Source organism: Bartonella sp. TT119HLJHH, assembly GCF_042193385.1.
In the GTDB taxonomy this organism is placed as follows: domain Bacteria; phylum Pseudomonadota; class Alphaproteobacteria; order Rhizobiales; family Rhizobiaceae; genus Bartonella.
This window is the reverse complement of sequence record NZ_JBHILS010000003.1, coordinates 139,984-161,792: the sequence shown is the minus strand read 5'-3', so window position 1 is coordinate 161,792 and position 21,809 is coordinate 139,984. Positions and strand designations below refer to the sequence as shown.

Below are 21,809 nucleotides of genomic sequence, written 5' to 3'. Positions count from 1 at the left end.
AACTTTAGCAAAAAACAAGCGTACCACTATAACATGTGATACATATTTCTTTTTTACGAAGCTTATGATGCAACAACGCGATAAACAGTCTTTGGAAAGCATCTTACCATCCGCATCATCCAATCCTGTTCATTAAGAACAGTATTACAAATATAATAATCTGTTAGCTCTGCAAATTGCTCAAATCCATATTTGGGTTCACTTGCCATCTCTAGGATGATAAAATCATATTCTTTTTTAAATTCTTGTAATATATGAGAAATATCATTTGAAAAATCTTGTGCAGAAACAGCGCTTGTTAACCCCTGGGGGAGAATATCAACCCCCGTATCATAATCACGGTAAATAACATCATGCAACTGGGCATTGCCCGTTAAAACATCACTCAGCCCACGATGTGGACCAATGACTTTCTCTATTTGTTGACCAGAAATATCGACTAACAAAATTGTTTTGTTCTCTTTTGTGAGATGAAGTGAAAGTTTTGCCGCTGTCCGTGCTGCCTCTGGTCCAATGATTGAAATAATGGTTGAAGCACGCCATTTCAAAACATCAGATAATCCCTCTATTGTAATAAAAGCTTCAAGACCTTTTGTTTCTTGAGAAACTGAAATACTCTCAGTTTCCTTAAGAGCATTTTCTTTTGATCTCAACCCCTCTTCTGAGAGTTGGTCTTTTTTGCTTCTAAAGCACGGATAAAATAACAATATTCCTAGCAAAAGAGTAAGGAAGCTGGCCAATGCACTCACAAGAATATTTTTTCCATAAAGAGCCATAAAAGAAATTGGTGCTAACGTTGTTGGCATAACCACGTGGATATTTGTATTTTGTAAGAGAAGAGGATCATCACTCAATCTCGGATATGAATCAACAATTTTTTCTCTTCGTTGAGCAGACTTGCTCATCGCTTCATTTTGGGCATCAACTGCTGCTTTTATTTTATTTTCAAACTCGTTAAATATTTCATTCAAAGATTGGGATTGATCTTTTACAAAAAAACTCACCCTTTTTTGAAGCTGTTTTTCTAATTCCGTTGCAATAACCTCATCTGAATGAACTTGATAAACAATCTGTAAAATTTTATTTTTTAATTGATGAGAAACCGCCTCTAATTCCGCAGTCATTGCCTTAATTTGAGGATGAGTCCACCCCAATTGCGCCGCCATATGTGCTCTTTGCGTTTCCAAAAGATCACGTTTAGATTCAAGAGAAACAATTGCTGAATTGCCTGCAATAAACGATAAAGACAATAAAGACTGCCCACTTTCACGCATCATGTTAATCATTGAATTCAAACTTGTTAAATGAATACGCTTTAAAGTTGCTTGCGTTAATTGCATCGAAAGATCATGAAGCTCTGTTTGCTTTACACCACGCTGAATAAAAGAATCAACAGATGCACGAAATCCCTGTACAATATTAACGATCGCAGTATCATCATATTGTTGGTCTTCTGATTTATCACTTAATAAGGATTGTTTCTGTTTTATGATTGCTTGTGAAAATGCGGAAAACCAAGTTTCCAACCCATGTTGAGCTGCTTCAAGTGTCTCAGCTTCAAAAGTAAGATTGATAAGATCACCATGACGCGATAAACGAATATTTTCCCGATTTTTTTTCTTATAGGAAGCGCTTAAAGAAAAATGCGAATCATTTGAGAATATAGGCTGTGAAAACAAAAAGCCGATAACATTGTCTTGCTTTTCAGTTGGTAATGGCTTTCCTACAGAATCAGATAATGAAAATGTTAAAGTTGCTTGGTAACCACGGGGCTGGACAAAATAATACAACCAAATCAAAGATACACACAGGATTTGTAATAGCAAAACAATCAAAATGTTTCGCCATACTGTACATACGAACAGTCTTTTATTACATGTAAGACTCATCTTTATTTTAACCAGCAAAATACTTCTTCATATTGTTTTATTAAGAGAAAGTAGTAACTATCCTCTTAACTTGCTGTCATATTATTTTGAGATAATAAAAATATAAAATTTAAGCACAAATGTTCAACAATAGCTTTAAAGAACTTAATCCATATTTTTTTTGAGGCTCTCTAGTTGTTTTTTTGCTTCAGAAGTAACAACCGCTCTAATGGTAATAGACCCATCATCATGCCCTTCTTGCACTATTTCCGCAGAGTTTTCATAAAACCAATCAATAAGCGACATTTCATGAGGTTGTAAAAGATATTCAATGCTTTGCACATCTCCAAAAATTCGCTTTTCAATGGCTCTTAATAATTGATCGAGTCCATCCCCCTTAAGTGCTGATACCATGAGAGCAGGATTTAATCGTGTTTTTGCGCTTGCTTGTAAAACATTCAATGCTTGCTCATCCAACATATCAATCTTATTCCAGACTTCTATGATATGCTCCGTATCATCAATATCGATATCAAGACTTGAAAGCACTTCTAAAACATCTTGGGCATGTGCACGATGATCAAGATCTGACATATCTCTTACATGAAGAATGAGATCCGCTTCAACCACTTCTTCAAGGGTTGCTCTAAAAGCTGCAATCAAATTCGTTGGCAAGTTAGAAATAAACCCTACAGTATCAGACAAAAGAATAGTTTTTCCATGGGGAAGCACAACTTTGCGCAAAGTCGGATCAAGCGTTGCAAATAACATATTCTTTGCTAAAACATCTGCACCGCTTAAACGGTTAAAGAGTGTCGATTTTCCTGTATTCGTATATCCCACCAGTGCCACAACAGGATAAGATGTTTTTTTTCTTTTTGCTCTATGAAGAGCACGTGTTTTAATAACCGTTTCCAATTCGCGGCGAATACGAACAATTTTTCCTTGCAAAAGGCGCCTGTCTGCTTCAATTTGAGTTTCACCAGGTCCACCTAGGAAGCCACGCCCTCCCCGTTGCCTTTCCAAGTGCGTCCAACTACGCACAAGCCGCCCTTTTTGATAGGATAAATGCGCCAATTCTACTTGCAAAACCCCTTCTTTTGTTCGTGCACGATCACCAAAAATTTCAAGAATCAAAGCCGTTCTATCGATAACTTTGCAATTCCATAACTTTTCTAAATTACGCTGCTGTACTGGCGTTAAAAAGTGATCTACAATTGCAAGCTCAATAGAATATTCATCTATATAACAGGTTAACGCATCTATTTTACCTTTTCCAAAGAAAGTCGCAGAGCGAGGCGTTGCAATATTAATCGTTTCATAATTAACAACTTCTAACCTTATAGCACGCGCTAACCCCAATGATTCTTTAACACGAGAAGATATAGAACACTCTCTCAAAGAGCTTTCACTTCTATTTTCTTGAAAAATTGGTATCAAAACAAGTGCACGCACTTGTCCTGTATTCTGCGAAAACACCCCTCCTAATCTCTCATTTTCATTTATCATAGCAATCTAAGTACTTTTAAAATGGGATAAGAGGTCTATCTTTAAATGATATGTTTACTCAGGACTTTCACCCTCAAACATCTGTACAGGTTGTCCAGGCATAATCGTAGAAATAGCATGCTTATAAACCAATTGCGCGTGTCCATCTCGGCGCAAAAGAACACAAAAATTATCAAATGAAGTTACAATTCCCGTGAGTTTAACGCCATTGACAAGAAAAATTGTAAGGGAAATTTTTTGCTTACGCACCGTATTTAAAAACACATCTTGCAGGTGTTGTGATCGCTCTGCCATTATTCTTACACCTTTATCTAGATTGCATAAAATATTTGTGCATGCATATCGACTGAAAAATATCCAATTGTCAACGTAGAAGCTTCAAAATTCAGCAACAAACAACTGAAATTAGAGAAAAAACGGCTCTTTAAGGCAATAATAAAGTACAACTTACGAAAAGCTATATTAAATTAAAAATTTTTCCACGTTTACTTTTTTATGAGCTTACAATTAAAAAGCAAAAATTTATACTAAGCTATTACAGGCTATATCTGTGATGATAAATCTCCTTTGTTTCGAATCAATAAAAGTAAGCAAACAACAGCATTTATTAACAATCATCGATATTTAAAAAGAGGCATTCGCACCTCACTGTTTTTTTAACATTATATATGCCATATATACGCCATTAAATCATCTTATCTTAAAAATAATAGATTTATAAAGCTTTTTATAAACACAAGTTGTAAACAGTATTTTTGTTTTTATTAGAGTCAAATAATAAATTGTTTTTGTTACATTTTATAGCACTTTTAAACAGGGTATAAGAAACTGCGTTAACTTTATCTTGATAAGTTTTCAAAATTTTTCCCTAAGCATATTCCTTTCTAAATAATTAACAGCTAGTATGTAGAAATTATGTGGAAGAGGACGTATCCCTTTTCCGTCTGTAAGAGTACGAGGCGAGTATGGCACGCAGAACAAAATTGCAAACATTTGAAGTTGAAGTTGAAGAAGCCCTCACAAAAGCTATGGACTTTGATTTCGATAACACAGGATTTGAAACAATATCATCCAATAATTCTGAAAATGTTGTTAATGTCGATGATCTGATTCAAAAAATTGCAATGGCAGAACAAGAATTTTTTGCTGAAAACGGTACGTCAACTTTTGTTTCTAATATTCATGATGAAGCTGTTATTGATAAATCCGTTGTTGAACAGCTTTTTTCTCCAAAACCTTCACCTGATATTTCAGGTGGAACTGTTCATAATACATTGTTGTCTACAAAACTTCTTCCTGCAAATGATGATATAACAACCCCTGTAAATTTTGGACCATTAAAGCAGCGTTCTTCCTCTCGAGTCTACTGGTATACAACAGCGCTTAGTGCTTTATGGGCAACTGGAGGAGCTTTTATTGCGCATAAGCTTGCACCTACCGGACTCAGCTCCTTATCCAATATCAGCACTTTTGTTACATCCCCAACAGGCCTTGCTGTAGCAGCTGGAACAGCAATTCCTATCCTTATATCTTGGGGCGTTGCTCAATTAACAAAACGCTCAAACGACTTGCATAATATTGCTCTTCTTATGACCAATGCTGCACAGCGCCTTAGTGAACCACAACATCTATCTGAAAAACAAGCTATTGCTATAGGGCAAACCATTCGTGAAGAAGTAGCAGCAATGAACGAAGGTATTGAACGTACCCTCGGACGTGCTGTTGAACTTGAAGCGATCATACAAGGTGAAGTTCACAATTTAGAACAAGCCTATGCTGAGAATGAATCACGTATCCATACATTAATCAAAGAATTGAGTAATGAACGCATCGCCATTTTGAATCACGCAGATCGCGTACAATCAACAATTAAAGGAACCCAAGAACAACTGAGTGATGAATTTGGTTTGGTTACCTCTAACATTGTAACCAACGTTGAAAAACTTGCACAAACCCTTTCTCAAACTTTACAAAAACAAGGTGAAGACCTTGTTGAAAAACTTTCCTACGCCAGTGATGGCGTAACAAATCAGCTTGTTGAAAAATTTAACAAAACAACAACACAAATTCAGCAGAAAAACACAGAATTCTTTCATGAATTAGGAAAAAACTTCGATGGTTTTGCAAAACGATTTGATCATAATGAAAAACAAATAGAAAAAACCTTTAATGAAACAGCTGAAAAAGCGGAAGTACATGTTGCTAAAATTGCAACACATATACAAGCAGTAACAGATCAAACTTTGCACGCTGTCGATGAAAAGTTTAAAGCCTTGGATAAAGCTCTTATTGATCGTAATAATCAATCTCTACAGAATTTTGATGAGAAGATCTTAAAGCTCGACGACCAAGCACATAAACTCTCTTCTAAATTTGATAACGTAACCTCGCAAGCAATTGGAGCCTTTGAACAACGTTTAGCAACTGTTGATCTTTCTCTTAAAGAACATAGTGATTCCATTATTGATTCCTTTATAGAACGCAGTCAGGCTTTAGAGGATAATGCTGAAAAACTTGGTAACTTCTTGGAATCTCATGTCTTGAAAATAAATGAAAACCTCCAAGAAAAAACAGCAGACATTACCCATGCATTTACAAATGGACGTGAAGCTATTCTTTCTGCAATTGATAAAAGTAAAGAAAGTCTGAGAGAAGAAATTCAATATGTCGACAATGCCATTGTTGATATCATACAAGAACGTTCACAAGATTTTAAAGTACAACTTTCTGATCAACGAGCTCTTATGGCAGACATGCTCGATAACGAGAAGAATAAAATTGCAGATACATTAAGAAATCAAATTGATGTTTTGTCCCAAAATACTTCTCATATTGAAAAAGTTTTGGCTGATAATGTTCAAGTTGTTGATAAACAAGCTGAAAATCATATTACAAACATCATTCAATGCACTGAAAAGCTACAAGACGTCATTGTACAAAGCTGTAATACAACCCAAGATGCTTTAGAAGCACAAGCGAGAAATATTGATATCCGTGCCGATGCTCTGCGCGATTCTTTAGCGATTAATAGTTTTTCTCTCAATGAAGTTCTTGCCGATCAAGCACGCACACTTGAGCAACGCATGGAAACAATCCATAACCTCATTGCAAAAAGTGATATACGTGTTGATGTTGCATTGAAACAACAAATAGATTTAGTTGAGAGTGCAATTGTTGCCAATAATAAAAACATTACTGAAACGGTTCAAGATCATATCAAAAACCTTGAAAGCCATGCCGAAATTTTAAAGAATACCCTCTCTCAATCGAGTGGAGTTTTCTTTGAAACCCTTGAAACACGTATGGAATCATTCGATACAGATCTAGAAGATCGTGCACACAAAATTTTTGAACGGACAACAACGCTAGAGGAAACATTATCTGAAAAGTTTAGCCAAATCTGTGAAGCCATTGATATGCAAACATCTGTTATTGAGGAACGTTCTGACACGTTAAAAACGTCTCTCATGCTTAATAATGAGCAAAGTCAGGTAATTCAACAAGCGCTGGAAAGCAGTGTTGACAATATGCGTGTAACTTTAGAAGACTCTGTTAATACAGTTACAGATAACCTGCATAATAAGATTATAAAAGCTTCTGATATTCTTTCTTCTACGAGTGAACAAATTCTTTCATCTGTTACAAATGTTACTGCCCAAGCAGAAAATATTCTCTCAGAATCAGGCAATCGCATTGTATCAAATGTCAAAAAAACTGTTTATGATACCAGTGAAAAAGTTCTGTCCGTTCTGTCTGAACAAACAGCGCATACTGTCGAAGCTTTCGCAACAGCCAGTCATAATGCACAAGCATTATTGAATGAAACTATTCACACATCAACAACAGCAATAGAACAAGTTCTTAATGAACGCTGTGATGTTCTTCATCACTCTATGCAAAATCTTAAAAATAATTTAGGACATCAGCTTTCTGATGTAACGAGCCGTCTGGAAGATGCTGGAAATCAAACAGCGACACAAGTTTCAGAACATGTTGGAAAAATAACAGAGCTGACAAATTACTTAAATCAAGCAGCGCAAAATACGACAGAATCTATTGATTCTTTAACACAGCATATCGGTGAACAACTCTCTCTCTCTACACAAAATGCTGAACAAAGAATTTATGCACATAATGAATCTTTAGTGAATAGCTTGACCAAAGCTAACTCCGAAACACTTCAAACAGTAACAGCGATGAAGGAAGAGCTTGTTAATAATGTCTCATCCATCTTAAAACAGTTGAATCAATCAATTTACAATTTTCACGAAAATAGTAATGTTTTATTATCAGCTGTTCAAAATATTGATGGTCAGTTTAGTGAAACGACGAATAATTTTTTCCGTAATACAAACCAAGTAGCAGAGCGTTTAACAGCCTCAAATCAAGCACTCAACAATAATGTTGAAATTCTGCAAGGACTCTCAGAGAATACCTTTGAACAAATTAATCATATAACAAGCAGTTTTGGTGAACATGCAAAAACACTCACCCAAACTATTCACGTTCTTGAACAGTCTGAAAATTCACTTAGTGCAACACTTGAAGAAAAACATAATACGCTTTCTGTATTAAGTGATGCACTTGTTTCAAAGTCTCATGAAATTAATCAAATGATTGAGCATTATGAAAAAATCTTCAACTTAGCACTTGAACGCTCTGATAAGAATGCGCGTAACTCCACAAATTCATTCCAACAATCACTTAATGGACTTGTTAGTGAAGCATCAACGCGTTTTTCAGAAGCAGCAGAAAATATACGTCGCTCCGCTGATGAAGTTCGTTTAGAGCTCTCAAAGATTAATAATGATATCAATGAAAATGTAAAAAAACTTCCAGAAAAAACAAAAGAAACAACGCAAACAATTCGCACAGCTTTGAATGAACAGATTACAGCGTTACAAGATTTAGTCAGTGTTATACAAAATGATCAAAAGGATTTGCAAAAACAGCTGATATCGGCATTTCCTACATCATCAATGTTTAATCAAAGAAGTGATAGTTCCCCTGAAACCATTAAAAAGATCGTACCACCTAAACCTGTTTTGCAACAAGATCAAAGCAAAAAAAGACCAAATAAATGGGTATCGAATCTCTTAGAAAGAGCTTCACGTGAAGAAACATTTTATGACGCCCCTAGTGATGCTGTTTTAACGTCTGTGCAAACAAAACCACGTCCTGCAAACACCTCTCTTAACTCATTAGCATCTGGTATAGTGCAAGCGATTAATCATAATGCCATTGTTGAGCTATGGGATCATTATCAACGTGGACAAAAAAACATTGTAACAGAACGTCTTTACACCTTGAGTGGAAAAACAATATTTGAAATGATTAAGAAAAAATATATGAGCGATTTTGAGTTTAAACGTTCAGTGAATCAATATGTTACAGATTTCGAAAAGCTCTTACGTGATATATCGCGCAGTTCTAGTTCTTCCAGCTCAGTGCGCAAATACCTGATATCAGATACCGGAAAAGTTTATACCATGCTTGCTCATGCAAGTGGCCGTATTCAATAAACAAATAAGAAAAGTGGGAAAAAATATTTTTTCCACTTTCTCTCTCCAGTTGTTTTAATGGCTCATCATAGAGTACTTTGCTTTCAACTGTAGCTTTCAAAGGCTGGGATAATTGGCATGCGATTTTCTTTGATATCCTAGACGATAATCCTAAAGAAGCATAATAACTTATCAAACAGCATAGCATTCTAAGAATAATAAAACATATTTCCTACTTCTTTATTCTTCTCTTAATCTTTTTTTTCATAGTTTCATAAAAACATAAAGCTCTAACAATATTATTTTATTTGCTACCTCTCAATGTTTTTTCATGCGTTTTTATGAAAACAATTCATAAGAAACATTTTTATTCCTTTCTTAAAGATTTTTTACTCACATATTGCTCTTCCTTGAAATATGTAAGTCAATATTTTTGTTATATTAGGTGAATTTGAAATGAATGGATTTTATTGTATTCAAATTTCCCATCCAATATACAAGATGATTCATTATAAATTATAAAGAAAAGCGTTATATGGAATATATGAACTTCATGTATAGAATGCGCAATTACAGCTATTTCAGCGACATCTTCGTTGCTTAAAACATATACTTATCAGTATATAAAAAATAAAGCTTTCACTATTAGAAATTCTATTGAACAATAAACAACACAATTTCTCTTCTTAACGTTTCAACTACCTTTAAAATATTTGAATAAAAAATTTATAACTTTTAAATTGTTGTTTAAAACTTCTTTTACCTACGTATAGAATTTTAAATAAAATATATATTTTATAAAAAATGGATGAAATTAATAGGAAAAGCTCTTCTGTGTTTTCCTTATTTTGTAAGCATTGCAAAAAAAATAATGACTTGGTAATGTAAGCATTAAGAAATATTTCATTTTTTTGTAAACTAATTAATTTTTACGTGTTTTATTAAGGAAAGAAAAACAAACGTGCTGCTATCAACAAAATTATTTACGCGCACAAACAAAAAGAAGCATCAAATTGGTTTTACGATCCAGGAGAATTTACTCATGCCCATGCATTTTGATATGCAGAGAAATGAGGATCTATAGTAGACAAAACCTTATCGTAGATGGAACGCTCAGTATAAACATACACTAACTTGGATATCATAAAAATGTCTAGAGAACGAAATAGTAATTTCAGTTCACAAAAAGCTGAACTTGACAGTGCCGCACTTTTTTATCACCAGTACCCTAAACCTGGAAAATTGGAAATACAAGCAACAAAACCTCTTGATAACCAACGTGATTTAGCTCTTGCTTATTCTCCAGGTGTTGCTGCACCATGTCTTGCAATTCATGAAGATCCTAATCTTGCTGCTCAATATACCTCCCGTTCTAATTTAGTCGCTGTTATATCCAATGGAACTGCTGTTCTTGGTTTAGGAAATATTGGCCCACTTGCTTCAAAGCCAGTTATGGAAGGTAAAGCCGTTTTATTCAAAAAATTTGCGAATATTGATGTCTTTGATATTGAAATTGATGCATCCGATATAGAACAAATGGTACAAACGGTATCGACTTTAGAACCTACATTTGGTGGTATCAATCTTGAAGACATCAAGGCTCCTGAATGTTTTGAAATCGAAGAAAAACTGCGCGCTAAGATGAATATTCCAGTTTTTCATGATGACCAACATGGAACTGCTATTATTGTTTCTGCGGCTGTATTAAATGCCTTAAATCTTTCAGGAAAAAAAATTGAAAATGCAAAAATAATTACCTCAGGTGCAGGCGCTGCGGCCCTAGCTTGTATTAATCTTTTGGTCCGTCTTGGGGCAAAAGTTGAAAATATTTGGCTTAGTGACTTAGAAGGTGTTGTTTATGAAGGTCGCAAGACCCTTATGGATCGTTGGAAAGACAATTACGCCCAAAAAACAGACGCACGAACTTTATCTGATATTATTGATAATACAGATATTTTTCTGGGCTTATCTGCGGGTGGTGTGTTAAAGCCTGAATATCTTAAAAGAATGGCTCAAAATCCACTCATTTTAGCGCTGGCTAATCCAGTACCAGAAATTATGCCCGAAGAAGCACGCTCCGTGCGGCCAGATGCAATGATCTGTACAGGGCGCTCTGATTATCCCAATCAAGTTAATAATGTACTGTGTTTTCCCTATATCTTCCGTGGTGCATTAGACGTAGGTGCTACTGCAATTAATGAAGAAATGAAAATGGCTGCTGTTCATGCGATTGCTGCCCTTGCACGTGAAGAAACTTCAGATGTTGTGGCACGCGCATATTCAAAAGAACCCCCGAGTTTTGGTCCAGACTATTTGATCCCCTCTCCTTTTGATCCGCGTTTAATACTGCGTATTGCTCCTGCTGTTGCTAAAGCAGCAATGGCAACGGGTGTCGCCGTTCGTCCCATTGAAGATATGGAAGCCTATTATGATATCCTCAATCGATTTGTCTTTCTTTCTGGTTTAACAATGAAACCTGTTTTTGCTGCAGCAAAAACAGCAAAACGTAAACGCGTCATTTATGCGAATGGTGAAGATGAACGCGTCCTTCGTGCAGCACAAATTGTCATTGAAGAACAAACGGCAACACCTCTCCTTATCGGTCGTCCACATGTCGTAGAAGCAAGATTAAAACGCTTTGGTTTGAGAATTCGTCCTGGTATAGATTTTGAATTAACAAACCCTGAAGATGATCCACGTTTTCGTGATTATGTTAATTTATTTTTTCATTATACAGGAAGACGTGGTGTTACGCCTGAAATGGCAAAAACAGTAGTAAGAACATCAACAACAGCCATTGCTGCCCTCGCCGTCATGCGTGAAGAAGCAGACGCGATGATTTGCGGCTTAGAAGGACGCTTTGAACGCCAACTTGAATTGATTGAACAAATTATCGGTCTTGATCCTCATGTTCACCGTTTTTCTGCTATGAGTTTGCTTATCTCTCAACAACGTACTCTTTTCCTTACAGATACTTACGTCAATGAAAATCCTTCTGCAGAAGAAATCGCTGAAATGACTGTGTTGGCAGCTCAAGAAGTTGAAGCATTTGGAATAACACCAAAAGCAGCCTTATTATCACACTCAAACTTTGGTTCTAAAAACACAGAAAGTGCGCGTAAAATGCGACGTGCAACAGAAATTCTTGCCAAATTACACCCTGATTTAGAAGCAGATGGTGAAATGCATGCTGATGCTGCCCTTTCCAAAGTTTTTCGTGATCGTGTTTTCCCTGATTCTCGTCTTAAAAGTGAAGCTAATTTACTTGTCTTTCCAACACTTGATTCAGCCAATATCACGCTCAACACTGTTAAAAGCCTTACAAATGCACTCCATGTTGGTCCTATTCTAATCGGGGCAGCACGTCCCGCCCATATCTTAACGCCTTCAGTAACTTCACGGGGAGTTGTTAATATAACAGCCCTTGCTGTCCTTGCTGCCAATAGAAAAAATAGTCTCGTAAAATAAATGCGCAATAAAATTTCAAAGTTTTTTAAATATTGAGATATAGTATTTTATGTACTGTAAACCTCTTTTCTCTATAGAAAAGACAGTTATATTCTGGATTAAGGCTTTTTTTTAAAGAGAAAAAAGGCTAGAAGAACAGTATTAAATGTATTTTGAATTTACTAACTCTATAATAAGGAATCCGTGTATTGTCTGCTACGTTTGATAAAGTTGCTGATATTATTGCAGAAATCAGTGAAATTGATCGCAATATAATTACACCTGAAAGTCATACAATTGACGATTTGGGAATTGATAGTCTTGATTTTCTTGATATTGTTTTCGCTATTGATAAAGCTTTCGGAATAAAAGTTCCACTAGAACAATGGACGCAAGAAGTCAACGAAGGTACAGTTGCAACGGAAGAATACTTTGTTCTTAAAAACCTTTGTGCAAAAATTGATGATCTCGTTGCCTTAAAACAGGCGGAGTAATTTTTTTCATCATGCATGATCAATCTGTATTCATCACTGGTATAGGACTCATAAGCTCTCTGGGAGAAGGAACTGATCAACATTGGAATCTCTTAAATGATCCAGCCCGTCAACCAAACCTAGATTATACAACTTTTTCGCCCTACACAGTTCATAAATTGCCCGAAGTTGATTGGAGTTTACAAATTCCTAAAAAAAGTGATCAACGGCAAATGGGAACATGGCAACGTCTTGGTACTTATGCGGCTGGTCTTGCTCTTGATGACGCCGGTATGAAAAATAATGAGCAATTCACTTCAACAATGGATATGATCGTAGCAGCAAGTGGAGGAGAGCGTGATATTACTGTTGATACACAAATCCTTTCTAAAGCGCGCGCAGTCGTCGATCATGCCTCTATGTTAAATGTTGCTCTTGCAACCGAACTTCGTCCAACATTATTTTTGGCACAACTTTCAAACCTTCTGGCAGGAAACATTTCAATTGTTCATAAAGTCACTGGATCATCTCGCACATTTATGGGAGAAGAAGGTAGTGGACTTTCTGCACTTCAAGTTGCTGTAGCCCGTATTAAATCGGGACAAAGTACCCATGCTCTTGTAGGAAGTTCCTATAATGCACAAAGTTATGATATGTTGTTAGCACATGAGCTTGGTGGTCTTTTAACTCATAATGGGTGGAGCCCAGTGTGGGATCGTAAAGTTCACCCTGGCGGCGGTATTATAACCGGTTCTGGTGGTATTTTCTTCGTTCTTGAAAGTGGAGAACATGCGAAAAAACGTAACGCACGTGCTTATGCTGAAATTAGTCAAATTGTTACAGACCAAATAGATAGAACCAAAACTTCACTTAGAGAATCAATTGCAACAATGTTAAAAACTGTGGGCACTAAATCTGCCTTAGCCATTTCAGCAGCCTCTGGTGCTCATGAAGCAACAAAAGCAGAACAAAATGCTCTTGATGATGCTAATCTATCTTATCGCGGTATTACAACGTTATTTGGCTATATGCGGGAAGCACAATTTCCTCTAGCACTTGCTCTTGCAGCACTTGCAATTGAAAAAAAACACTGTTTTCCAGCGTTAAGTCCTCATGAAAAACCTTTTCTTAAAGAAGTACATGAAATATTTGTGACAACTATTGGTATAAAAAGAGCTGAAGGTATCGTACGTCTTACAGCTGTTTGAAGGGGAATTTCTATAGTGAAATATCATGATCATTTTGGGCGTCCACTTGTAGCAATAACTGGTGCAGGCATTGTCACATCACTAGGACAAGGGAAACATGAAAATTGGCAAAAATTAACAAACGGTGTAAGCGGTATCCACAAAATAACACGTTTTCCCGTTGAGGGATTAAATACATATATTGCTGGAACAATTGATTTCCTCAAAGAAAGTACGCTTGGTGCTTCAGCTCTCTCTGAAAAGCTTGCGCATCTTTCTGCTGAAGAAGCTTTAAAACAAGCTGCTATTGATAAAACAAATTTTAATGGACCACTCTTTCTAGCTGCTCCTCCTGTTGAACTTGAATGGAAAGCACGTTTTAGTCTTGATCAAGAGGAAGAATTCAATAATGAGCCTTCTTATGCACATCTTCTTAAAGTCTGTAAGCATAAACTCCATGAAACGCTTTTTGAAACCACACAATTTGGTGCAATTGCAGAAAAACTTCAAAAAACATTCGGTACAAAAGGACTTCCTGTTACACTTTCCACTGCCTGTGCATCTGGTGCAACAGCAATTCAATTAGGTGTTGAGTCTATTCGACGGGGAGAGACAAATCGTGCTCTCATAATTGCGACAGATGGGTCAGTTTCAGCAGAATCTCTTATTCGTTTTTCGCTACTATCTGCTCTTTCAACTCAGAATGAGCCTCCAGAAAAAGCAGCAAAACCCTTTAGCCGTGATCGAGATGGTTTTGTTATGGCAGAAGGCTCAGGCGCTCTTGTTCTTGAATCTCTTCAAAGCGCATTAAACCGTAACGCTACAGTTTTAGGAATTTTAGCTGGCTGTGGAGAAACAGCCGATGATTTTCACCGTACACGTTCAAAACCTGATGCATCACCAGCAATTGAATCCGTTCGTAAAGCCTTAGACGATGCACAAATAACCATCAATGAAATTGACTATATTAATGCACATGGAACCTCAACACCTGAAAATGAGAAAATGGAATATCTTGCGTTATCAACAGTCTTCGGTGATCAGTTAGAGCATATTCCAGTCTCTTCTAATAAATCAATGATTGGGCATACATTAACTGCTGCTGGTGCAATAGAAGCCGTTTTTTCGCTTTTAACCATTCAATCGGGGATACTTCCACCGACAATAAATTACGATAATCCTGACCCTGCTATCCCTTTAGATGTTGTTCCTCATCATAGCCGTAAAGCCTGTGTTAATGCGGTTTTGTCAAACTCTTTTGGATTTGGTGGTCAAAATACGAGTCTTGTTATCACAGCATATAAAGGATAATCCTTTAATAATAAAATTTTATAACGCTAACCAATAATATATTTAAGGGGGATAATAATGCGTGCACTGCAACTCTTCGATGAACGTCGGCTTGAAATCACCAATATTCCCTCGCCATCTCCACCGAGCCTAGGTGAAGTAACGGTACGGATAAAAGCTGTTGCCCTTAATCACATTGATGTATGGGGATGGCGTGGCATGGCCTTTGCGAAAAGAAAAATGCCACTCATCATTGGTGCTGAAGCCTCTGGTGAGGTTATACAAATAGGAGATGGCGTTGAACATCTCCAACTTGGACAAATTGTCTCAATTTATGGTGCACAAACCTGCGGAATATGCCAAGCTTGTCATGAAGGACGGGATAATCTTTGCAGTAATGTAAAGGGAGTCTACGGTTTTCACCTTGATGGATTTGCGTGTGAGCTTGTCAATTTGCCAGCACGTTTATTAGTTCCAGCCCCTCTCCAATGTGATGAATTGCAAGCAGCTGTTGCTCCAATTACTTTTGGTACCGTAGAACATATGCTTTTCGATAACGCAAAACTACAAGCAGGAGAAACAATCCTAGTACAGGCTGGTGGCTCAGGTATTGGTTCTGCAGCCATTCAACTTGCAAAACACATGGGCTGTACAGTTATCACAACTGTAGGTTCAGATGAAAAAATTGCAAAAGCGCACGCTCTTGGGGCAGATCATGTGATTAATTATCGTAAAGATCGTTTTGAAGGTGTAGTGCGTAAATTAACCCAAAAAAAAGGTGTTGACGTTGTTTTTGAGCATGTTGGTGTCGATACATGGAACGGTTCTCTGTTATGTATGAAAAAAGGAGCACGCTTAGTGACTTGCGGTTCTACCTCTGGTGTTTCAGCACCAATAAATCTCATGCAATTATTCCAGCAACAGCTTAAGATATTCGGTTCATTTGGCTGCCGTATGGAAAATATGAACAATGCCATGCAAAAAATGGCACAAAAAGCCGTGCACCCTGTCATTGATACAATTGTTGGGCTGGATGAAATTGATACAGCTTTAAAACGAATGGAGAGTCGTGATGTTTTTGGTAAAATTATCCTTAAAATCGATTAAATCATGATGAAGCTTTCTCTTAAAAATCTCATATATCGTATTAAAATTATAGCTAAAAAAATATCCTACTTGTTATGGGCATATCTGCTCTTTGGTTCTTTATTTATTCTAAAATGTTTTCCAGCCAAAATGGGAATTTCTTTTTTTGCTTGGTTAGCAAAAAAAATTGGTCCCCTTGTACATCGTCATCAAATCACACTTGCAAACCTTAGGAGTGCATATCCAGAAAAAACAGAGCAAGAACTCCATGTGATTGCAATAGAAATGTGGGAAAATATAGGACGTTTCCTAGCCGAATATATTTTTCTTGATAAAATTTTTGATTTTGATCCTCATGCAGACGAGCCAGGTTTCATTGAGGTTAAAGGCATTGAAATATTTGAGCGATTAAAAAATGAAAAAAAACCACATATTTTTTTCACCGCACATACTGGAAATTTTGAACTTCTGCCTATTTGCGCACAAAGTTTTGATCTTAATGTTACAGTATTATTTAGACCACCCAATAATCCCTATGTTGCCAAACGAATCCTTAAAGCACGACAAACTTCTATGGGACATCTTGTTCCCTCCAAGGCCGGTGCAGCATGGGCATTAGCAGCCAAATTAGAAGAAGGTGAAAATGTTGGTATGCTCGTTGATCAAAAATTTCGCCGCGGTGTCATGGGGACTTTTTTTAACAGACCTCTTAAAACAAACCCCTTAATTATAAAACTTGCTCGACAATATGACTGTGATATTTATCCAGCACGTTGTATTCGTTTGCCTAGTGGACGTCATCGTTTAGAGTTATATGAACATGTAGAACTTCCACGTGATGAAAAAAATGATATCGATATAGCTGCTTCTACACAAAAATTAAATGATATTGTTGAATCTTGGGTCCGTGAATATCCTGGACAATGGATGTGGTTACATAGACGTTGGGACATCTAACATAAGCTCTATTGCTTACAAAGGAAGTGCAAAATGTTAGCCTCAAAAGATATCAAAGATCTCACTGCAATTATCACTGCATTACGAAACTCTGATAATGGTTGTATCTGGCATAAAAAACAAACTTTTGAATCCCTCATACCCTATATGCTCGAAGAAGTTTACGAAGTCATCGATGCTATTGAACGAAAAAATCGAAAGGATCTCTGTGAAGAACTTGGGGATCTTCTTTTACAAGTTGTCTATCATGCTACCATAGCACAAGAAGAAGGCAGCTTTACTTTTGAAGATGTTGTTTATGCAATCACGGAAAAAATGATTCGACGCCATCCTCATGTTTTTGGAAATGCTGAGCAAAAAAAACGAGGATTTATAAAAGAAGAGTGGGAATATATAAAAAAAAGAGAACAGGTTGAACAAAAAAGAATGTGTGAAGAAAAAAACAACAATTCCTCCACAAGCATACTCGCAAAAGTAAAACCAATCCAGCCAGCAAACCAAGAAGCGCTTGCTTTACAAGAAGCAGCGGCGAAAGTGGGTTTTGATTGGCAAGAGAGTGATAAAGTTTTTGCAAAAATAGAAGAAGAACTCGAAGAGCTCAAAGAAGCCATCAAAAATAAGAAAATTTCAGAAATAGAAGCAGAGTTTGGAGACCTCTACTTTATTCTCCTCAATTTGGCACGCCACTTAGCGATTGATTCACAAAAAGCATTAAAAAAAACAAATACAAAATTCCGAAATCGTTTTGCCTATATTGAAGAAAAGCTATCCACTCAATCTAAAACACTCATTGATGCATCTTTGAAGGAAATGGAAGCACTTTGGAAGCAAGCTAAAAATGAACAATAAAAAATAGTAGATTTCTTCTACCTAAAAGAACAAGCCCCTCTAAAATTACTAAATTATAATTTAGCTCAGCTCAATTTGTTTTATATTGATCCTGCGTAGCAGGACGAAGTTCCACCGATTCTCCACACCCGCATGCTGAAACTTGATTAGGATTTTTAAAGACAAAACCAGACCGCAGCGTTGTCACTTCATAATCCATCTGCGTCCCTAATAAAAATAATACCGCATCATGTGCTACAAAAACACGGGCACCATTCACTTCAACAACGTCCGCATCTATCCCCTTTTCTTTGACAAGAGTAATTGTATACTCCATCCCTGCACAACCACCTTTTTTGATACCAACAAGAATACCCTGTGCATCTTTTGCATCCATAATCGCTTTAACACGATCCACTGCTGCTTGCGTCAAATTTATTACCGAAAAACGGCTCATTCTTTACTCTTTTCTTAGTTCAATAGACACTTTGAAAGTTTTTCCTCTATAATATTTTATCTGATCTTTTAGAAAAAAAACAAAACATAAATTAAAGCATTGTGACCTTGTTTGTTTGGATAAAAATACATACCCGTAAAATGAGACTTGTGATTATACAATCCAAAACTTACAATTTTTTATCCACATAAAATGCAAAATACCTCATCTATAAAAACTCTAAAAAAACGAAAACTTTTCAAAACCATACATTCACTTCTCTTCCTTTGAAAGTCTTTATCTTTTTAGATAAAGTAACGATTAGGTAAGGAAAAAATATACCTCCCACATTCATTTTCTCCCCTCCTTTTCCAATGCATACCCCTAAAGTCACTAATCTTATCCCCTTATAATCTGCAAAAGTAATTAAATGCATACATCTATTAACTATAGAACTAAAAATTTAATGATCACAAAGAATTTTATAGATTCGTTACTTATCTTGAATTAACAACAAAATATTGATGTCCAAATTTTTTTTCAAAAGCTCTAAGTGCAAGAGCATTTTAGATTTTATTCTGTTTATTTTTTCTCTTGCCTTTAAAGAAACAGTCATTTAATCGTTTTACACGAACTCGGAGCGTAGCGCAGCTTGGTAGCGCACTTGACTGGGGGTCAAGGGGTCGTGGGTTCAAATCCCGCCGCTCCGACCATTTTTAAAAAGCTATAAAATAAGCTTACTTAAAAAGTGAATTATTATGTATTTCAATTGCACACACATGAACTTTTTCTTCAACAAAGAATAATGTGCAATGATATTTTATCATAAATTCGAGATAAGCTGTTTTATTTAAATGCGCTTCGTTCTTAGGAAAACACATACGAAACGCGAGACCTTTTGTCTCGCGTTATTTCATTCTTTAGAAAAATGTATAATTATTCGATCTCATATTTTCTAAATTTTCTTTATGCGATACTGTTGCTATTATCATTTTTTGTAATGGATGGTGACATCTGTACGGTTATCTTTTTAGGTTTTAATTCAGCTGGCATCTCCCTTTTAAGCTGAATATGAAGAAGCCCATCTCCAAGTTCTGCTCCAATAACTTTAACATGATCAGCCAAATGAAAACGCCGTTCAAAAGCACGCGAAGCAATACCTCGATAAAGAAATTCTCGTTCTTCATTATCATTTTCAGGCTTTCTGTCTCCTTTAACGATCAACTGGTTACAATGCGTTTCAATATCAATTTCATCTTGAGAAAAACCAGCAACAGCCATAGAAATTCTATAAGAATCTTCAGTTAAACGCTCGATATTATAAGGCGGATAAGAAGAAACTTCGTCTGGTTGTGTTCTAGAATCAAACCAGTTAAAAAGATGATCAAAACCTACTGTGGAACGATAAAATGGTGAAAAATCTACTTGACGCATAATATTGCCCTCCTCTAGAGCGACTATAATTTATAATTGATTCACAAAGTTCCCAAATGGCAAACTTACTTGTGAACCAGTGGTCCCTTCACGGCAACCACACTATATTATCTGGTAATTGTTTTTCCTCATTTCAACTCTTTTGTACCTGAATTGATAAAAACTATCTAAAAAGTACCATACCCCTTTCTTAATCCTTCTTCCTCATTACATAAATAGTCAAAGTCATCTCATTATCTCACGTTGCACTAAGTTGCAGAAATACTACTGTAAAGGATGTCAATTGGAAACACCTCTTTATCGCATAGACTGGGAATCTACTCCTCCTAATATTCATCATAGCACCTTTAAAATAGCAATAGATCGCGAAATCCGTTTTGCGATAACATATCCTGAATTAGAAAAATCTAAGGGAACAATTGTTATTCTCAAAAGCTACGCAAATATTTTAGAAAAATATTTTTTACCAATAAATGAAATTTCTAAACGTGGTTTTCATACGGCAATATTTGACTGGTTTGATCAAGAAAAGACATCCTTTAAAACAAGAAAACAAAGCCGACATTATTATTTTGATATAAATAATGATATTAATGATTTATATGAATTTCTTAAAAATATTGTTTATCCTAATTGTCCGCCACCTTACTCTATGCTAGCCTATGGCATAGGTGGATTGATAGCACTGAGCGGATTAGATCTTATTAATCATCAGTTTAATAAATTGCTCTGTGTTTCTCCCCTTTTTGCTCCATTCGGCAATAAAACAAATGGTTTTCAACATAAGTTAACACAATTTCTTTCTGATATAGGTCTTGGCTTCATACCAGCGAGAAATGAAAAAAAACTAAAAAATATGCAATTAAAACACGCTCAAAAAGTGTCCTTCCCTTTCATTAATCCCCCAACATCCCTATGGATGGCATCGGTATTTAATGCGATTGATTCTGTGAAAAAAAATCTACTTCACGGGCATTTACAAATCCCAACACTCTTTATTCTCGCCAATCAAAAAAATATTGCAAACAATATTGAAGTGCGGCAATTATGCCAACACACACGTCTGACAGAAAATATTACTATTACAGGCGCTGAACTTGATACAATTATGGTTAACGAAGATTACAAAAAACAATTTTGGGCTGCATTTGATGCTTTTATTCCCGATAATGTATCTGTAAAATAACATGAGACCTTCACTTCCGCTTGCTCCATCAAAACAAAAATTTCTACGAGCAACGTCAATCTATAAAGACTTCTTTGATACAGTAGATAGCCTCTTTTAACAACTCACATGATTCTTTTTATAGACTCTACATGCAAGCCATGAGCTAAATATTCATTACATCCTCTAAAAAATACCTAATATACAAAGTATATCATTATATTAAACGATATTATTTAAATAATAATATAATTTATAAAATAAAAAAATAATTATATATAAAATTATACTTATATAAATAAAAATATTTTATATTATTAATATAAATTTAAATAAAAATAAATAAAATAAACGGATTTAATAAAAATTATACATCTTTATAAATAAAACATCAAAATACTGTTTTTTATTTATTATTAAGTTGTTATTTTATATTATATCTATAAAAATAACAGTTTTTATCCATTTAAATAAAATACTCTAAAAAAACGCTGTTCATAATATTTATTTTAAAATATCTATAAAATACAAATAACTATAAAAAATATATTTTGTAATATAAATTTTTTAAAACAACAAATTAACATAATATTCTTCTAATTTTCTAATATAGGTAGTCTCTACAGTA

The 21,809-nt window shown here is 35.6% G+C and carries 14 protein-coding genes and 1 tRNA gene; 10 read left to right on the top strand and 5 right to left on the bottom strand.

Annotation, left to right across the window (positions count from 1 at the left end; all coding sequences use genetic code 11):
* Nucleotides 1–62 precede the first annotated feature (62 nt).
* The 3 genes from ACFIJL_RS03060 to hfq all read right to left on the bottom strand — a co-directional run bounded on the left by ACFIJL_RS03060 (nt 63) and on the right by hfq (nt 3,671).
* The gene (locus ACFIJL_RS03060; RefSeq protein WP_375622434.1) at nt 63–1,889 is read right to left on the bottom strand and encodes a hypothetical protein; all 1,827 of its coding nucleotides are present in this window, start codon (nt 1,887–1,889) and stop codon (nt 63–65) included.
* Between the two features lie 144 nt (nt 1,890–2,033).
* Nucleotides 2,034–3,377, bottom strand: a complete 1,344-nt coding sequence (gene hflX, locus ACFIJL_RS03055) for a GTPase HflX (RefSeq protein ID WP_375622433.1) — start codon at nt 3,375–3,377, stop codon at nt 2,034–2,036.
* A 54-nt stretch (nt 3,378–3,431) separates the two neighbouring features.
* Nucleotides 3,432–3,671, bottom strand: a complete 240-nt coding sequence (hfq, locus tag ACFIJL_RS03050; protein ID WP_005773461.1) for an RNA chaperone Hfq — start codon at nt 3,669–3,671, stop codon at nt 3,432–3,434.
* A 671-nt stretch (nt 3,672–4,342) separates the two neighbouring features.
* On the opposite strand from hfq, the gene ACFIJL_RS03045 reads away from it, so the two are divergent.
* The 8 genes from ACFIJL_RS03045 to mazG all read left to right on the top strand — a co-directional run bounded on the left by ACFIJL_RS03045 (nt 4,343) and on the right by mazG (nt 18,167).
* Complete coding sequence (locus ACFIJL_RS03045) at nt 4,343–8,899, top strand: hypothetical protein (protein ID WP_375622432.1); 4,557 nt, start codon at nt 4,343–4,345, stop codon at nt 8,897–8,899.
* A gap of 1,128 nt (nt 8,900–10,027) precedes the next feature.
* Entirely contained in the window at nt 10,028–12,346 is a 2,319-nt protein-coding gene (locus ACFIJL_RS03040; RefSeq protein WP_375622431.1) for an NADP-dependent malic enzyme, read from the top strand.
* Nucleotides 12,347–12,534: 188 nt separating this feature from the next.
* Nucleotides 12,535–12,819 (top strand): acyl carrier protein, encoded by a 285-nt coding sequence (locus ACFIJL_RS03035; RefSeq protein ID WP_375613069.1) that lies wholly within the window; start codon nt 12,535–12,537, stop codon nt 12,817–12,819.
* Nucleotides 12,820–12,830: 11 nt separating this feature from the next.
* A complete protein-coding gene (locus tag ACFIJL_RS03030) occupies nt 12,831–14,006 on the top strand; it encodes a beta-ketoacyl-ACP synthase (RefSeq protein ID WP_375622430.1) in 1,176 nt (391 codons plus the stop codon).
* 15 nt (nt 14,007–14,021) lie between these two features.
* Nucleotides 14,022–15,296, top strand: coding sequence for a beta-ketoacyl-ACP synthase (locus ACFIJL_RS03025; protein WP_375622429.1), 1,275 nt, complete (start codon nt 14,022–14,024; stop codon nt 15,294–15,296).
* A 57-nt stretch (nt 15,297–15,353) separates the two neighbouring features.
* Nucleotides 15,354–16,382, top strand: coding sequence for a zinc-binding dehydrogenase (locus ACFIJL_RS03020; RefSeq protein WP_375622428.1), 1,029 nt, complete (start codon nt 15,354–15,356; stop codon nt 16,380–16,382).
* Between the two features lie 6 nt (nt 16,383–16,388).
* Entirely contained in the window at nt 16,389–17,318 is a 930-nt protein-coding gene (locus tag ACFIJL_RS03015; protein WP_375622473.1) for a lipid A biosynthesis lauroyl acyltransferase, read from the top strand.
* Between the two features lie 33 nt (nt 17,319–17,351).
* Nucleotides 17,352–18,167, top strand: coding sequence for a nucleoside triphosphate pyrophosphohydrolase (gene mazG / locus ACFIJL_RS03010; RefSeq protein WP_375622427.1), 816 nt, complete (start codon nt 17,352–17,354; stop codon nt 18,165–18,167).
* A gap of 70 nt (nt 18,168–18,237) precedes the next feature.
* Here the strand turns inward: mazG and ACFIJL_RS03005 are convergent, their stop codons facing one another.
* Nucleotides 18,238–18,603: an iron-sulfur cluster assembly accessory protein gene (locus ACFIJL_RS03005; RefSeq protein WP_375618518.1), complete on the bottom strand. Its 366-nt coding sequence runs from the start codon at nt 18,601–18,603 to the stop codon at nt 18,238–18,240.
* A gap of 615 nt (nt 18,604–19,218) precedes the next feature.
* On the opposite strand from ACFIJL_RS03005, the gene ACFIJL_RS03000 reads away from it, so the two are divergent.
* Nucleotides 19,219–19,295: transfer RNA gene (locus ACFIJL_RS03000), tRNA-Pro, on the top strand.
* Between the two features lie 253 nt (nt 19,296–19,548).
* On the opposite strand, the gene ACFIJL_RS02995 is transcribed toward ACFIJL_RS03000, so the two are convergent.
* A complete protein-coding gene (locus ACFIJL_RS02995) occupies nt 19,549–20,016 on the bottom strand; it encodes an Hsp20 family protein (RefSeq protein WP_375622426.1) in 468 nt (155 codons plus the stop codon).
* Between the two features lie 283 nt (nt 20,017–20,299).
* Here ACFIJL_RS02995 and ACFIJL_RS02990 point away from each other — a divergent pair, with 283 nt between their 5' ends.
* Nucleotides 20,300–21,202, top strand: a complete 903-nt coding sequence (locus ACFIJL_RS02990) for a serine aminopeptidase domain-containing protein (protein WP_375622425.1) — start codon at nt 20,300–20,302, stop codon at nt 21,200–21,202.
* Nucleotides 21,203–21,809: the final 607 nt, after the last annotated feature.

Excerpts from the sequence above, each read along its gene's own strand:
- ACFIJL_RS03060 (WP_375622434.1), bottom strand. The coding sequence starts at position 1,889 with ATGAGTCTTACATGTAATAAAAGACTGTTCGTATGTACAGTATGGCGA.
- ACFIJL_RS03015 (WP_375622473.1), top strand. The coding sequence starts at position 16,389 with ATGAAGCTTTCTCTTAAAAATCTCATATATCGTATTAAAATTATAGCT.
- hfq (WP_005773461.1), bottom strand. The coding sequence starts at position 3,671 with ATGGCAGAGCGATCACAACACCTGCAAGATGTGTTTTTAAATACGGTG.
- ACFIJL_RS02995 (WP_375622426.1), bottom strand. The coding sequence starts at position 20,016 with ATGCGTCAAGTAGATTTTTCACCATTTTATCGTTCCACAGTAGGTTTT.
- ACFIJL_RS03040 (WP_375622431.1), top strand. The coding sequence starts at position 10,028 with ATGTCTAGAGAACGAAATAGTAATTTCAGTTCACAAAAAGCTGAACTT.
- ACFIJL_RS03045 (WP_375622432.1), top strand. The coding sequence starts at position 4,343 with ATGGCACGCAGAACAAAATTGCAAACATTTGAAGTTGAAGTTGAAGAA.
- ACFIJL_RS03030 (WP_375622430.1), top strand. The coding sequence starts at position 12,831 with ATGCATGATCAATCTGTATTCATCACTGGTATAGGACTCATAAGCTCT.
- ACFIJL_RS03005 (WP_375618518.1), bottom strand. The coding sequence starts at position 18,603 with ATGAGCCGTTTTTCGGTAATAAATTTGACGCAAGCAGCAGTGGATCGT.
- ACFIJL_RS03020 (WP_375622428.1), top strand. The coding sequence starts at position 15,354 with ATGCGTGCACTGCAACTCTTCGATGAACGTCGGCTTGAAATCACCAAT.
- mazG (WP_375622427.1), top strand. The coding sequence starts at position 17,352 with ATGTTAGCCTCAAAAGATATCAAAGATCTCACTGCAATTATCACTGCA.
- hflX (WP_375622433.1), bottom strand. The coding sequence starts at position 3,377 with ATGATAAATGAAAATGAGAGATTAGGAGGGGTGTTTTCGCAGAATACA.